Source organism: Mammaliicoccus sp. J-M40 (assembly GCF_022386395.1).
Classification (GTDB): Bacteria; Bacillota; Bacilli; order Staphylococcales; family Staphylococcaceae; genus Mammaliicoccus; species Mammaliicoccus lentus.
The window spans coordinates 479,395-493,682 of sequence record NZ_JAJNIQ010000001.1 but is presented as its reverse complement, the minus strand read 5'-3'; the positions used below and the strand labels follow the sequence as shown (position 1 = coordinate 493,682).

The following is a 14,288-nucleotide window of genomic DNA, read 5'->3' as shown; positions in this document are numbered from 1 at the left end:
TACTTATTTTTGAAAAATAAGTAGAGATTAACAAAATGAATCTGCTAAAAATCAAACAGATTTATTTTGTTAATACATTCTAAAAAACCAATGGTTGATTACTTCTAAAGATATTACACATAAATATGGACTTGACTATAAAAAGCTTTGATTTTTTTAATTGTCATTAAATTTTGTGCGAAATCAACGGCTAACGTGCAAGAAACTTAAGACAAGCTCGTTACATTTTCTAACGAGCTAGTGGTAGCAAACAAGCACGTTAGCGCTATAAAAAGCTTTGATTTTTATTAATTGCCATTAAATTTTGTGCGAAATCAACGGCTAACGTGCAAGAAACTTAAGACAAGCCTGTTACATTTTCTAACGAGCTAGTGGTAATAAACAAGCCCGTTAGCGCTATAAAAAGCTTTGATTTTTATTAATTCCACTTAAATTTTATACGAAATCAACGGCTAACGTGCACGAAACTTCAGACAAGCCCGTTACATTTTCTAACGAGCTAGTGGTAATAAACAGGCACGTTAGCGCTATGTTCCCTACGATTTTGTAAAGTGCTGAAGCCTAAGGGAATATTATGAGTGAGAGACTACAGGCTCGAACCATACCCTAGTCAAGCATGCACGAACAAAATCAGAGATTATTTATTTTGAGTTATGATTTATCTCCCAACCTATTCTTTGTTTCTACATTAATTTATACATTTTATTCATCTTAAATTTGTTGAATTGTTGTGACTTTTTGAAATAATCTGTTTTCTCTCTTTACATAAATATTCTTTCTATGTATAATGAATGCATATCAATTGAATATGTTTTTGATGAGGCGCATCAATCATTAGTAACTCCCCTATAGGACTGCAATCTTCAAGGAGTGAAAGGGTGCGATGCCGAAACATAATATTTTTGCAGAACTATTATGTTGGACGTATAGGTTAACAGCTTATTGTCTGTCATTATCTTAATGATAAATGGAGTGCATCACTTGTATATATAAATTAAAACAAGTTCGGATGCCGAACTTGTTTTTTTATTTATATTACGGCGTTGACTTCCCGATTTTAATTGGAGGAATAATCTTGACACAAAGTGTATTGAAATTTGGCGGAACATCCGTAAGTGATTTTAACAAAATTAAAAATATAGCCTATATGTTAAAATCTCGCGTTGATAATGGCGAACAACTAGTAGTTGTTGTAAGTGCTATGGGCAAAACGACTGATACTTTAATGCAAAATATTGATACGTTAACATCGCAGCCTAAAGATGAACATTTAGCAATGTTGCTAACTACAGGTGAACAACAAACAATATCTTACCTTTCAATGGTGTTGAATGATATAGGTGTTCAAACGAAGGCGATGACGGGGTATCAAGCTGGTATTAAAACAATTGGTCATCATTTAAAGAGTAAAATAGCTGAAATTGATGCTCCTAGGTTTGAAGAAGCTTTTAAAACAAACGATATTCTAGTAGTAGCTGGCTTCCAAGGTGTTAATGATGAAATGGAAATCACTACTTTAGGACGCGGTGGTTCAGATACAAGCGCTGTAGCAATAGCATCAAGTATAAATTCCACTTGTGAAATATACACTGATGTTGATGGTGTTTATGGAACAGATCCTAGAATTTATAAAGATGCAAAATTACTTTCTGAAGTTTCTTATGAAGAAATGATGGAAATGAGTGCTTTAGGAGCTGGTGTATTAGAATCAAGGAGTGTTGAAATAGCTAGAAATTACAACATACCTCTTTATTTAGGTAGAACATTATCAAACGTGAAAGGAACATGGATTATGCCACAAACAGAAATTTTAGAGAAAAAAGCAGTCACTGGAGTCGCGTTAGATACGCATATGATTCATGTAACATTAACGTATCCAATGCAAAACTTTAAATTACTGCAAAAAATGTTTGATTCTTTAGAACACGAGTCAATGAATGTAGATATGATTTCACAAATTGAAAATCAGAGAGGTCTACAATTGTCATTTACAATAAAAGATTCTGAAGTACAACAAATTGAAAGAATTATAGAAGATTTAATGCTAGATTACCCTCACCTTCGCTACATAATGAAAGAAAATTATGCAAAGCTATCCGTAATTGGAACTGGCATGAGAGACATGTCTGGTATTGCTTCTAAAGCATTCAGAACTTTAATTAGTAACGACATACCTTTTTATCAAACAACAACATCAGAAATTAGTATTTCTTATGTCGTTGATCGAGATTTAGGTGAAGAAGCAGTACGTATTTTGTGTGAAACATTTAATATATAATGAATGATGGAGTGAACAAAATGACAAAATTAGCAGTTGTAGGTGCAACAGGTTTAGTAGGAGAAAAAGTATTAGAAGTATTAGACAGAAAGAATATCCAATTTGATGAATTAGTATTATTTTCATCACCACGTTCAGCAGGTAAAGAAGTAGAATTCCAAGGTAAAACATATACTGTTGAAGCTTTAACAGACGATAAAACAGATGGACAATTTGATTATGTCATCATGAGTGCTGGTGGCAGCACGAGTGAACATTTCGCTCCACTTTTTGAAGAGAATGGCGCAATTGTTATAGATAATTCTAGTCACTGGAGAATGCACGAAGGTATCGATTTAATCGTTCCTGAAGTAAACGAACCAAAATTAAATCGAAAAATTATTGCAAATCCAAACTGTTCTACAATTCAATCTGTAGTTCCTTTGAAACCTTTACAAGATAAGTTCGGCCTTAAGCGTGTAGCTTATACTACTTATCAAGCTGTATCAGGTTCAGGTTTAGCTGGTAAAGAAGACTTATTAAAAGGAGAACAAGGTGAAGAACCAACTAACTACCCTCACCCAATCTATAATAACGTCTTACCACATATCGATTCATTTTTAGAAGATGGTTATACAAAAGAAGAACAAAAAATGATCGACGAAACACGTAAAATCTTAAACGATAACACTTTAAATGTTACAGCAACTTGTGTTCGTGTTCCTGTACAAGACAGCCATAGCGTGCATATGAACGTAACATTAGATAAAGAAGCTACAGTTGAAGATATTAAAAAATTATTCGATGAAGATGACAGAGTTGTACTCGTTGATAATGTAGAAAATAATGAATATCCATTAGCAATTCATTCTACGGGTAAAGATGAAGTATTCGTAGGAAGAATTAGAAAGGATGAATCATTAGATAACACATTCCATATTTGGTGTACTTCTGATAATTTATTAAAAGGTGCAAGTTTAAATGCAGTACAAGTTTTAGAACAAGTTATGAATTTAAATAAATAAAAAATTGAGGAGTGTTAAGTATGTCACATATATTTACAGGTGTAGGTGTTGCGTTAACGACACCATTCACAGAAGAGAATGTAGACTACGAAGCATTTGAAAACCATATAGAATTTTTAATTGAAAACGGTGTACAAAGTATCGTGATTAACGGTACTACTGCAGAAAATCCAACTTTAACAAATGACGAAAAAAATCAATTATTAGAAATAGGTATAAAAAAAGTCAATGGTCGTGTGCCAGTTATAGCAGGTACAGGTACTAACAACACACAAGCTTCTATTGAAGCATCATTGAAAGCAAAAGAATTAGGTGCAGATGCAATTATGCTTATCACACCATATTATAATAAAACAAGCCAACGTGGTTTAATAGCCCACTTTACTAAAATTGCAAACACAGTTGAATTGCCAGTAGTTCTATATAATGTACCTTCTAGAACAAATATGACAATTGATGTAGAAACAATGATTAAATTAAGTGAAAATCCGTATATTGTAGCATTAAAAGATGCTACTGGAGATTTAGAATATGCACAAACATTAAAAGAGAAATTACCTTCTGATTTTGCCTTATACAGTGGTAATGACGATAATATGTATGACTATTACAAGCTTGGCGGAGAAGGATTAATTTCAGTTGTGGCAAATGCAATACCACAAGAAACTCAAAAATTATTCGACCTTGTTCAAAAAGATGATACGAAAACTGCTGAAAACTTAAGAGATCAAATTCTAAGTTTACTTAATGATTTAGGTGTAGATGTTAACCCTATTCCTATTAAGTTATTAACAAGTGAACTAGGTTTCGGTCAGTATGAAGTAAGGTTACCTTTAGTAACATTAAATGAACAAGAACAACAAACATTAAGCAATGCATTTGCTAACTTTAAAGATGGTGTAAAACAATGAAAATTTTATTAATTGGTTATGGCGCAATGAACGAACGTGTAGCAAGACTAGCAGAAGAAAATAACAATGAAATTGTAGGTGTTGTAGTTAAAGATCCAGCTAAACAATACCCCTACCCTGCCTTTGATACAATTTCATCAGCACCTGAAGCGGATGTAGCAATCGATTTTTCTAACCCTGAATTATTGATTCCGCTATTAGAAGAAGACTTTAAACTACCATTAGTTATTGCGACTACAGGTGAAAAAGAAACAATCATTGAAAAATTAAAAGAAAAATCTAAAGATATGCCGGTATTCTTCAGTGCAAACATGAGTTATGGTGTGCATATTCTAAAAGAAATTATTCAATATGCTGTACCATTACTTGAAGACTTTGATATTGAGATGTTGGAAAAACATCATAATAAAAAAGTGGATGCACCAAGTGGTACGTTAGTACAACTATATGATGCTATTAAAGAAAAGCGTGAAGAAACTGTTCCTGTTTACAATAGACATGAAACTAACACGAAGCGTGAACCTTCTGAAATTGGAATTAGTTCTCAACGTGGTGGTACAATAGTTGGAGAGCACCAAGTATTGTTTGCTGGACATGATGAAACGATTGAAATTACGCATCGTGCACAGTCTAAGGATATATTTGCCAACGGTGCTCTAAGTGTGGCAAATATATTAGTAAATAAAGAAAACGGATATTACACATACAATAATTTAAATGAGGAGAGAATTTAACATGGTTAAAGATTTTACTGCAGAAGAGATTATACAATATATTAGTGAGGCTGAGAAGGTAACACCTTTAAAAGTCTACGTTAACGGTCAATTTGAAAATGTTGAGTTCCCTGAGTCATTTAAAGTTTTTGGTTCAGAAACATCTAAAACAATTTTCTGTGATGCTAAAGATTGGAAAGCATTTAATGAAAAATATGCAGATCAATTTACAGATGTCGAAATAGAAATGGATCGTCGCAATTCAGCGATACCATTAAAAGATTTAACAAATACAAATGCTCGTATTGAGCCTGGTGCTTTCATTAGAGAACATGCAGTTATTGAAGATGGCGCTGTTGTAATGATGGGCGCTACAATTAACATTGGCGCTGTAGTTGGCGAAGGTACTATGGTTGATATGAACGCTTCACTTGGAGGTCGTGCTACTACAGGTAAAAATGTGCACGTTGGTGCAGGTGCAGTATTAGCAGGCGTTATTGAGCCACCTAGTGCTTCTCCAGTAGTTGTTGAAGACGATGTACTAATTGGAGCTAATGCAGTAATACTTGAAGGTGTTCGCATTGGTAAAGGTGCTATAGTTGCTGCTGGTGCAATTGTAACGAAAGATGTTCCAGAAGGAGCAGTTGTTGCTGGTACCCCTGCTAAAGTTATTAAACAATCAGCAGATGTACAAGATGGTAAAAAAGAAATCGTATCTGCTTTACGTAACTTAAACCAATAACTCATCATATAAAAGATTAGGCTGAGACATAAATAAATGCCTCAGCCTAAATTATTAGATTGGCAATATATATCTAGTTTGAAATAGATTATATTAAAATTTTCAATGCTATTTATATTTGCTTGGGTGGGATAATGAAATCTTATTAAAAATATTGGATTGATGTCCCACTCTCTTTCTATACATACTATAAAGGGACTGATTTTTAAATGTCTGAATTAAATTTTGTTAAAGAAACAAGAAGATATTTGCATCAACATCCAGAATTAAGCATGCAAGAATTTGAAACAACAACATATATTGAAAATTTTCTTAAATCATTGGAAATACCATATGAACGCCCTATTACTACAGGGATTATTGGTTATTTAGAAGGTAATTCAAACAGGACAATTGCTTATAGAGCAGATATTGATGCCTTACCTATTCATGAAGAAAATGAAGTACCTTATAAAAGTAAAAATGACAATGTGATGCATGCTTGTGGACACGATGGTCATACGACAGCGTTAATGTTATTTACGAAAAGGTGTAAAGCATTATACGACAAAGGCGAATTACCACATAACGTTGTATTCATTTTTCAACCTTCAGAAGAAACGGAAGCGGGCGCAAATCAACTTATAAAATCTAAAGTATTTGATCAATTTCAAATAGAAGAAATTTATGGTGTACATATCATGCCTTTTGAAGATTTAGGTACAGTAGCATTTAAAAATGATGAAATAACTGCAAGTGCTACAGAGTATCGTTTCTATTTAAATGGCTTATCTAGTCATGTAGCGAGTAAAGAAGAAGGAAAAGCTGCATCAGAAGCATTAATGCATGTATTAAGCCAAGTGAGTCAAATTCAACAATTTCATTTAAATGGTCTTAATAGAAACATTGTACACATAGGTCAATTTAATGTTGGAGAAGCAATTAACACGGTCCCACAAAATGGCTATTTAGAAGGTACAATTCGAACTTATGATGTACAAGATTTAGAAACCGTGAAACAACAAATGATAAAAATTGCTCAAAGTGTTGAATTGTTATTTGATGTTGAATGTCGTGTTGATTTTGCTGAGGGATACCCACCTACTACAAATGATTCGACACTATACGAAAATGTAAAGTCAGCATTAAATACAACTGGTGTGGAATTACATGAACTAGAAAAACCATATTTATTCGGCGAAGATTTTAGTTTCTATGGACAATTGGCGCCAAGTTATTTTGTATTTTTCGGAACTAAAAATATCGAAAAAGATTTTGTGTATGGTCTACATACAAACAAATTAAATTTTGATGAAGAAGTGCTTATTTTAGTAGCTGATTATTATATGGCATTGTTAAATCAAGGAAGGGATAAATAATGGTTGCAAGTATCACAATATATGAACAAGACTTTATAAATAACGCTAAACAGTTTACAGATGGACAAGAAGTTATGGCTGTTGTGAAAAATGATGCTTATCATTTTGGTTTAGAATTTGCAGTGCAATCATTTATCGCTGCTGGTATACAGACATTTAGTACGACATCTTTACATGAAGCTGTGAGAATTAGAAATTTAAACAGTGATGTAAATATCTTTTTAATGAATCCATCTACAGAGTTTGAAACTTTAAAACAATATAATATCGCAATGACTTTACCCTCTTTAGAATTTTATTATGAATTTAAAGACGATTTAAGTGGTATTAAGTTACATTTAGAATTAGAAAACTTGCTACACCGTTCAGGATTGAAAAATGCTCAAGAAATGCAAGAAGTATTAAAATTCAATACTAACCTACCCCATGATGAACAAGCTAAAATAGAAGGAATATGGACGCATTTCGGATACGCAGATGAATTTGGTGGAGATGAGTATGAAATAGAACGAGCAGCTTGGTTAAGTTGTTTAGACGAAATCTTAAGTTTAGGTTATACGTTTAAATTTATTCATGCTCAGAATAGTGCGAGTTTTGTAAGAGAAGATGGCTTGCTTGATCAACATACACATGCGCGATTAGGTATTATTCTATATGGTTCAAGACCTTATAGTAGTCTCCCTACTTCAACTACTCATCAAAATTTTACTGTTACTGCGAATGTGATTCAAGTACGCCCTATTAAACAAGGCGAAACTTGTGGTTATAGTTTCCAATATACAGCAGATAAAGATTGTAACCTTGCAGTAGTTGATATCGGTTATGGAGACGGTATACTTAAAACACGTGCTAAACATGATGCGCTAATCAATGGTAAAAGGTATCCTATACGTGGATTAATGATGAGTCATATGTTTGTAGAAGTGGATGAATCAGTAAAACGTGGAGATATGGTAACAATGTATAGCAATGACATAAGAATAGACGAATTTACATTTAAAGGTGTAGGTGCTAATTCAGAACAAATTAGTGCACTAAACCATCATTCATTAATAAAGGAGATTAAATCATGACTGTTAAATATAATGATCAAGGCGTATTAACGATGGGGAATATCTCATTAAAGACAATTGCAGCTAGTTATGGTACCCCTACTATTGTTTATGATGAAGAACAAATCAGATCACAGTGTAGAAGATTTCATGAAGCATTTAGTAACAGTGGTCTAAAATATAATATTTCATACGCATCTAAAGCCTTTAGTAGCATTCAATTATTTAAACTAATGGCAGAGGAAAATATGGGCTTAGACGTAGTATCTGAAGGAGAACTATTTACAGCTTTAGCGAGTGATTTTGATCCGAGTAAAATACACTTTCACGGTAACAACAAGACGAATGATGAAATAGAATATGCAATTGAAAGTGGCGTTGAGTATTTCGTTATTGATTCATTAGATGAAATTACACGTATTAACCGAATTGCATCTAAACCAATCAAAGCAGTTTTAAGAGTTAATCCAGGTGTTGAAGCACATACACATGAATTTATACAAACAGGACAAGAAGATAGTAAGTTTGGATTATCGATAAAACATGGTACTGCTTTAGAAGGTGTACGAGCATTACAAGCATCAGACAAAATAGACTTTAAAGGTATCCACTTCCATATTGGGTCACAAATTTTTGAAGCGGATGGTACGATTAATACGATACAAATTGTATTTGAATGGTTAAAAGAAAATAATATCGATATTGAAATTCTCAATTTGGGTGGCGGTTTCAGTATTAAATATACAAACGAAGATAAGAGCTATCCAATTGAAGAAAGTATTAAGCGCATTACTGATGCTATTAAAGAAAATAGTGAAAAATATAGCATGGATATACCTGAGATATCTATAGAGCCAGGACGCTCTATCGTAGGAGAAGCGGGTGTAACTTTATATAGAGTTGGTACTATTAAAGAAATACCTAATGTTAATACTTACGTTTCAATTGATGGTGGTATGAGTGATCATATTAGAACAGCTTTATATAATGCGAAATATGAGGCACTATTAGTAGATAGACAAGAAGATGATTTACAAGAAGTAACAATAGCAGGTAAATTATGTGAATCAGGAGATTTAATCGGTAAAGATATGAAATTACCTAAATCAACAAAAATTGGTGATTATATAGCTGTATTATCGACAGGAGCGTATCACTACTCTATGAGTTCTAACTATAACCAAATGCCAAAACCGGCAGTGTTATTTGTCAGAGATGGAAAAGCAAGAGAAGTTATTAAGCGACAAACATTAAAACAACTCATTTTGAACGATGTGAAATAAATAATTATTTATTTTTTTGAATAAAAAAGCGCTACCCAATCAGATAGAAATCTGCGGGTAGCGCTTTTAAATAATTAAAGATATCATTATATAAACTTAAACTTTATTATTATTTAATAGTATTATAGTTTTGCAGAAAGAAACCCTAACATTGTTAGGGTTTCTTTCTAGTCTTTCAAATTCATATATTTTATAGTTTTACAACGTTTGCAGCTTGTGGGCCGCGGTCGCCTTCAACTACTTCGAATTCTACTGCTTGACCTTCTTCTAAAGATTTGTAACCTTCTTGGTTAATTGCTGAGAAATGTACGAATACGTCATTTTCTCCTTCGATTTCGATAAAACCAAATCCTTTTTCTGCATTAAACCATTTTACTGTACCTTGTTTCATAATTGAGAAACCTCCAAGACTAAAATTCAATATGCGATATTCGCATATTACAAAAAACACCAAATATATAATGTCATTTGCAATATGGAATAACGATATTGCTATTACTTATTATACGTCACTAAATATTCAAATGCAATACCAATTCAGATATTTTCAGAATTTATTAATTTGGTAAAGGTGTATAAATAGAATTGTCATTTAATATAAGAATACTATAAAAAATTTGTAAATCTTCTTCACAATCTTCACAAAAAGCAATATCGCAATTATTATAAAAAGCATGAATATTATATTTACCAACTATCTCATTTGCATATTTTTCTTGGTACGATTTCAGTAAGTCATTATAAGTTATTAGCATCTCATCAAAATCATTGCAAATGATTTCATGAATAATATGATCTGTCCAATCATCGAATAGCCACCAGCCCTCATAATCTGCCCGCATAGTAACAACTTTCCACATTTATAACGCCCCTATTCAGAATATTACCTTAAAACAAATTTAAATCTATTTGAAGATGAAATCAAGAAAAGCGCTTAGTATTTATGTTTCTAATTATTAGTTTTTTTGTAAGAAACCCTTTATAATGGATATATGAGGTGATTAATATGAACGGAAAACACATTAAAGTTTATGGACGCGTACAAGGCGTTGGTTTTAGATTTTTCACAGCACAACTGGCTAAGAAATATAATATAGTTGGCTCAGTTGAAAATGTTAACGATTATGTTGAAGTTTATGCTAGCGGGAAAACAGATGACTTAGAAAGTTTTACTAAAGGAATAATTGAAGGTGTTGCACCTGCTTCTCAAGTAGATGATTACAACATAGAAGATGTAACATTAGATGAAAATACAAAGCATTTCAAAACGTTATAATTTAGGAAGATGAAAATGAAATATAATTTATCGTATATATTAGGTGCACTATTAGCTGTACCAATATCGTCTGTTGTTTTTTTATTTAGTGTATTTCAATTGGATTTACATTTCATGTTAGATACTGGTATGTTTATCGGATCATATATATTGAGTTTTATTCCTATTCAATGGTATAGCTCTAGACGTTTTTTAAAGGAAATGGGATTAACTCGTAGAGAATATCATTTCATTAGAAAACAATTAAATGATGCGAGCCCAAAACTTAAACGGTTATATAAAAATTATATGCGTGTACGTTCATATAATGAATTTAAAAATTTAAATGAAGTTGCTAAATTAACAAGAACAATTTACAACACTGTTAAACAATCTCCAGAAAAGTTTTATACAGTCGAAAGCTTTTTCTATTCGCATTTAGATAATACAGTTAATTTAATTGATAACTACACTCTATTACAACGCATGCCGAATAAAACTAAAGAAGAAAAAGCTAAATTGAAACAAACTAAACTTACGATTGATGAGAATAAAAGGACTTTAGTTGCTGATTTAAAGCAATTGAATGAATCGAATTATAATCAATTGGATATTGAGATGGAATTAGCTGACATGGCTAAAAACAGAAATGATTTTACTAAAGAAATACCTGAAACAACTAAAGAAAAAGTAAATTTGAAGACTAATCAAGAAAAATACGAATATGAAACGGAGCGTAATTATGACAGAAACTAATAAAAATTTATTTGATGACTTAATTGATGACCCGTTTAAGGATTCATCGAATGAAATTGCACCACAGGAAGCTCAAGAAAATGAGCAATCTGGTCAATCAGATGTAACTTCAACTTATGAAAAGAATTTCTCAGATGAAGATCAACAAAAAATAAACGAAATAGCTAAACAGATTAAACCGTTAGATAATGATGGTCTGTTACTGTATGGTCAACAAGCTCAAAACAAATTATCACATTTTTCTCATCAAATGCTCAACCAAGTTCAATCTAAAGATGTCGGGCCAATCGGTTCTTCACTTAGAAACTTGATGAACAAATTAAAAGAAGTAAATCCTGATGAATTACAAAAACAAAATCAATCGCGTTTAAAACGTATTTTTAAGCGTGCTGAGCGCTCAGTTAATGAAATGTTTAGCAAATACCAATCAGTTGGTGCGCAAGTCGACCGCATATCTGTAGAGCTGCAAAAATCACAAAATATGCTGATGAAAGATGTTGGTCTATTAGATCAATTGTATGAAGAAAATAAAGCGTATTTTGATGCTTTAAATATTTATATCGCAGCAGCTGAACAAAAGCGTGATGAACTTAAACAAAATGATTTAGTGGAGCTTGAGAAAAAAGTTAAAGCATCTAATAACCAAATGGATGTACAAGATTTGGCTGATTTACAACAATATATAAACAGATTAGAAAAGCGAATCTATGATTTACAATTATCTCGCCAAATTACTTTACAATCAGCACCACAAATTAGAATGATACAAAATATTAACCAAACATTGGCTGAAAAGATTCAAAGCTCGATTTTAACGAGTATTCCATTATGGAAGAACCAAATGGCTATCGCGTTAACTTTATTGAGGCAACAAGGTGCTTCAGAAGCACAGAAGAAAGTTACAGATACGACAAATGAACTGTTGCTTAAAAACTCAGAAATGTTGAAACAAAATGCGATAAGAACAGCAGAAGAAAATGAACGTGGTATTGTTGATATTGAGACACTTAAGACGACACAAACAAATATCGTGGATACAATTCAAGAAACATTAAGAATACAAGAAGACGGTACACGTAAACGTCAACAAGCTGAACAAGAACTACAATCTTTAGAACAAGATTTAAAAACTAAACTATTACAACTTAAAGATGAACAACAACAACTTAGAAATACATTTAAATCATAAATAAAAAGCACTATCCCCTATTTTAATAAAAGGAGATAGTGCTTTTTCTACATAAATTGGCTAAGTACATAGAACATTAAAGTGCCAACATAGTTACCAATTACATAACCTAATGTACCTATAATTAGTATAGGACCTACGAGGCTTTGCCACCCTTTAGATATAGCTAGCGCAGTGGCAGTTGTCGGACCACCAGCATTAGCATTACTAGCTAACAACATTTCTTCAATATTAAATTTGAATAACTTACCGAATGATAAAGTAACAGCTAAATTAAATATTAATATAATAGCTACAAAAATAAATAATAAAGGCGCAGTTTTAATAATAATCGGTATTGATGCTGGTACACCTATTACAACAAAGAAAATATAAATTAAAAATGTTCCAAGTTCATCAGATGCATTTAACTTTTCAAAGAAATTGCTAAATACTGCAACTACTATTAAAGATAAAGTCGTCAATAATAAGAATTGATCCCCTATAATGCCAACTACAACTTCTAAAAAAGGATTTGATTTCGGAACGGCCGACTGTATCCACTCTGATAGTTTAAAGCTAACTGCTACTAGTGAAAAAGCAATAGCAATTGAATATGCAATATCCTTTAAACTAATTTCATTTCTTTTCCAATATGCTTCTGCATTGTTTTCATTAGATTCAGCATCACTATTATACAACCTTCTAAAATACTTTTTCACAAATTTTAAATTTGGAATTGTAATCAAGACAATAAAATAAAATGCCATAACACTGTTATCAGCAACAACTGTTGCCGATACAAGTTCCCCAGGTGTTTCGAACTTGGTGCTTAATGCAGCAAAGTTTACACCACCACCTATATAGCTTCCAGTCATCATAGCAGCAATTTTATTAAGCTGTGGTATAAATTGATGCAATAGTAAAAAGCTGACAGCAACCCCTACTACTGTCCCTACAGAACTAATTAAAAATATAAATAATAACCTTCTACTTTCGTTCCATATTTTAAAAATATTAGATCTGAATAATAATAATGGTATAGCAAGTGGAATAACGTAATCCCAAACTTGGTCATACACTGGAGATTCAATCGGAATAATGTTTAAATTAGATAAAATCATAGCACCAATTAACGCGATTATAGCGCCAGTAATTTTAGAAGCAAAATCATATTTTTGTTCTAAAAAGATACTTAAAGCAGCTATACTTACTAAAATAGCCCATAAAATCCATGTTTCATCTTTATTAATAAAAGCAAAGACCATCATATTCCCCACCCCTTTAATTATATGTATACTTATTATGACATAAATAAAAAGAGAGTGAGACTGAGAAATCTCTTTTTCTAAAAAGTTTTCGCAGTTCTGCTACGCTGTAAAACGTAACTAGTATTTAAAAAAGGATTATTATAGTGGTAACGTGCTTGTTTTTGAACACTTGCCCGTTAGAAAATGTAACGAGCTTGTTTAAAATTTCTAGCACGTTAGCTGTTGATTTCATATAAAAATTAAGTGGAATTAATGATAATTAAAGTATTTTATAGCGCTAACGTGCTTGTCTATGAAGTCTTGCCCGTTAGAAAATGCAACGAGCTTGTTTAAAATTTCTAGCACGTTAGTCGTTGGTTTCACATAAAAATTAAGTGGAATTAATGATAATTAAAGTATTTTATAGCGCTAACGTGCTTGTTTTTGAAGTCTTGCCCGCTAGAAAATGTAACGAGCTTGTCTATGAAGTCTAGCACGTTAGCTGTTAAGCCTCACAT

The 14,288-nt window shown here is 32.1% G+C and carries 14 protein-coding genes and 1 riboswitch; of the genes, 11 read left to right on the top strand and 3 right to left on the bottom strand.

What is annotated here, in order from left to right; all coding sequences use genetic code 11:
- Nucleotides 1-809 precede the first annotated feature (809 nt).
- Nucleotides 810-986: riboswitch (Lysine riboswitch) on the top strand.
- 89 nt (nucleotides 987-1,075) lie between these two features.
- From LQ688_RS02565 to lysA, 8 genes are all read left to right on the top strand, one after another.
- Entirely contained in the window at nucleotides 1,076-2,278 is a 1,203-nt protein-coding gene (locus tag LQ688_RS02565) for an aspartate kinase (protein ID WP_016999773.1), read from the top strand.
- 20 nt (nucleotides 2,279-2,298) lie between these two features.
- On the top strand, nucleotides 2,299-3,282 hold the full coding sequence (locus LQ688_RS02560; protein WP_016999774.1) for an aspartate-semialdehyde dehydrogenase: 984 nt from the start codon (nucleotides 2,299-2,301) through the stop codon (nucleotides 3,280-3,282).
- A 20-nt stretch (nucleotides 3,283-3,302) separates the two neighbouring features.
- A complete protein-coding gene (dapA, locus tag LQ688_RS02555) occupies nucleotides 3,303-4,193 on the top strand; it encodes a 4-hydroxy-tetrahydrodipicolinate synthase (RefSeq protein WP_064205140.1) in 891 nt (296 codons plus the stop codon).
- On the top strand, nucleotides 4,190-4,927 hold the full coding sequence (gene dapB, locus LQ688_RS02550; RefSeq protein ID WP_239725089.1) for a 4-hydroxy-tetrahydrodipicolinate reductase: 738 nt from the start codon (nucleotides 4,190-4,192) through the stop codon (nucleotides 4,925-4,927). The genes dapA and dapB overlap by 4 nt, the downstream gene beginning before the upstream one ends.
- 1 nt (nucleotide 4,928) lies before the next feature.
- Complete coding sequence (gene dapD / locus LQ688_RS02545) at nucleotides 4,929-5,648, top strand: 2,3,4,5-tetrahydropyridine-2,6-dicarboxylate N-acetyltransferase (protein ID WP_064205142.1); 720 nt, start codon at nucleotides 4,929-4,931, stop codon at nucleotides 5,646-5,648.
- A 209-nt stretch (nucleotides 5,649-5,857) separates the two neighbouring features.
- Entirely contained in the window at nucleotides 5,858-7,006 is a 1,149-nt protein-coding gene (locus LQ688_RS02540) for a M20 metallopeptidase family protein (RefSeq protein WP_064205143.1), read from the top strand.
- On the top strand, nucleotides 7,006-8,079 hold the full coding sequence (gene alr / locus LQ688_RS02535) for an alanine racemase (RefSeq protein ID WP_239725087.1): 1,074 nt from the start codon (nucleotides 7,006-7,008) through the stop codon (nucleotides 8,077-8,079). Before LQ688_RS02540 ends, alr begins: the two co-directional genes overlap by 1 nt.
- On the top strand, nucleotides 8,076-9,341 hold the full coding sequence (gene lysA, locus LQ688_RS02530) for a diaminopimelate decarboxylase (protein WP_016999780.1): 1,266 nt from the start codon (nucleotides 8,076-8,078) through the stop codon (nucleotides 9,339-9,341). The genes alr and lysA overlap by 4 nt, the downstream gene beginning before the upstream one ends.
- Nucleotides 9,342-9,531: 190 nt before the next feature.
- Here the strand turns inward: lysA and cspA are convergent, their stop codons facing one another.
- Both cspA and LQ688_RS02520 read right to left on the bottom strand, forming a co-directional pair.
- Nucleotides 9,532-9,732 (bottom strand): cold shock protein CspA, encoded by a 201-nt coding sequence (cspA, locus tag LQ688_RS02525; RefSeq protein WP_016912585.1) that lies wholly within the window; start codon nucleotides 9,730-9,732, stop codon nucleotides 9,532-9,534.
- A 166-nt stretch (nucleotides 9,733-9,898) separates the two neighbouring features.
- Nucleotides 9,899-10,201: a DUF1033 family protein gene (locus LQ688_RS02520; protein WP_064205146.1), complete on the bottom strand. Its 303-nt coding sequence runs from the start codon at nucleotides 10,199-10,201 to the stop codon at nucleotides 9,899-9,901.
- 146 nt (nucleotides 10,202-10,347) lie between these two features.
- Here LQ688_RS02520 and LQ688_RS02515 point away from each other — a divergent pair, with 146 nt between their 5' ends.
- From LQ688_RS02515 to LQ688_RS02505, 3 genes are read left to right on the top strand one after another with little or no spacing between them, the layout of a single operon-like run.
- Nucleotides 10,348-10,617, top strand: coding sequence for an acylphosphatase (locus LQ688_RS02515; RefSeq protein WP_070045767.1), 270 nt, complete (start codon nucleotides 10,348-10,350; stop codon nucleotides 10,615-10,617).
- A 15-nt stretch (nucleotides 10,618-10,632) separates the two neighbouring features.
- Nucleotides 10,633-11,352 (top strand): 5-bromo-4-chloroindolyl phosphate hydrolysis family protein, encoded by a 720-nt coding sequence (locus LQ688_RS02510; RefSeq protein ID WP_016999783.1) that lies wholly within the window; start codon nucleotides 10,633-10,635, stop codon nucleotides 11,350-11,352.
- A complete protein-coding gene (locus LQ688_RS02505; RefSeq protein WP_239725086.1) occupies nucleotides 11,339-12,541 on the top strand; it encodes a toxic anion resistance protein in 1,203 nt (400 codons plus the stop codon). The genes LQ688_RS02510 and LQ688_RS02505 overlap by 14 nt, the downstream gene beginning before the upstream one ends.
- A 47-nt stretch (nucleotides 12,542-12,588) precedes the next feature.
- Here the strand turns inward: LQ688_RS02505 and LQ688_RS02500 are convergent, their stop codons facing one another.
- Nucleotides 12,589-13,791 carry a DUF819 family protein gene (locus LQ688_RS02500; protein ID WP_239752586.1) on the bottom strand — a complete coding sequence of 401 codons (1,203 nt, stop codon included), beginning with the start codon at nucleotides 13,789-13,791 and terminating at the stop codon, nucleotides 12,589-12,591.
- Nucleotides 13,792-14,288: the final 497 nt, after the last annotated feature.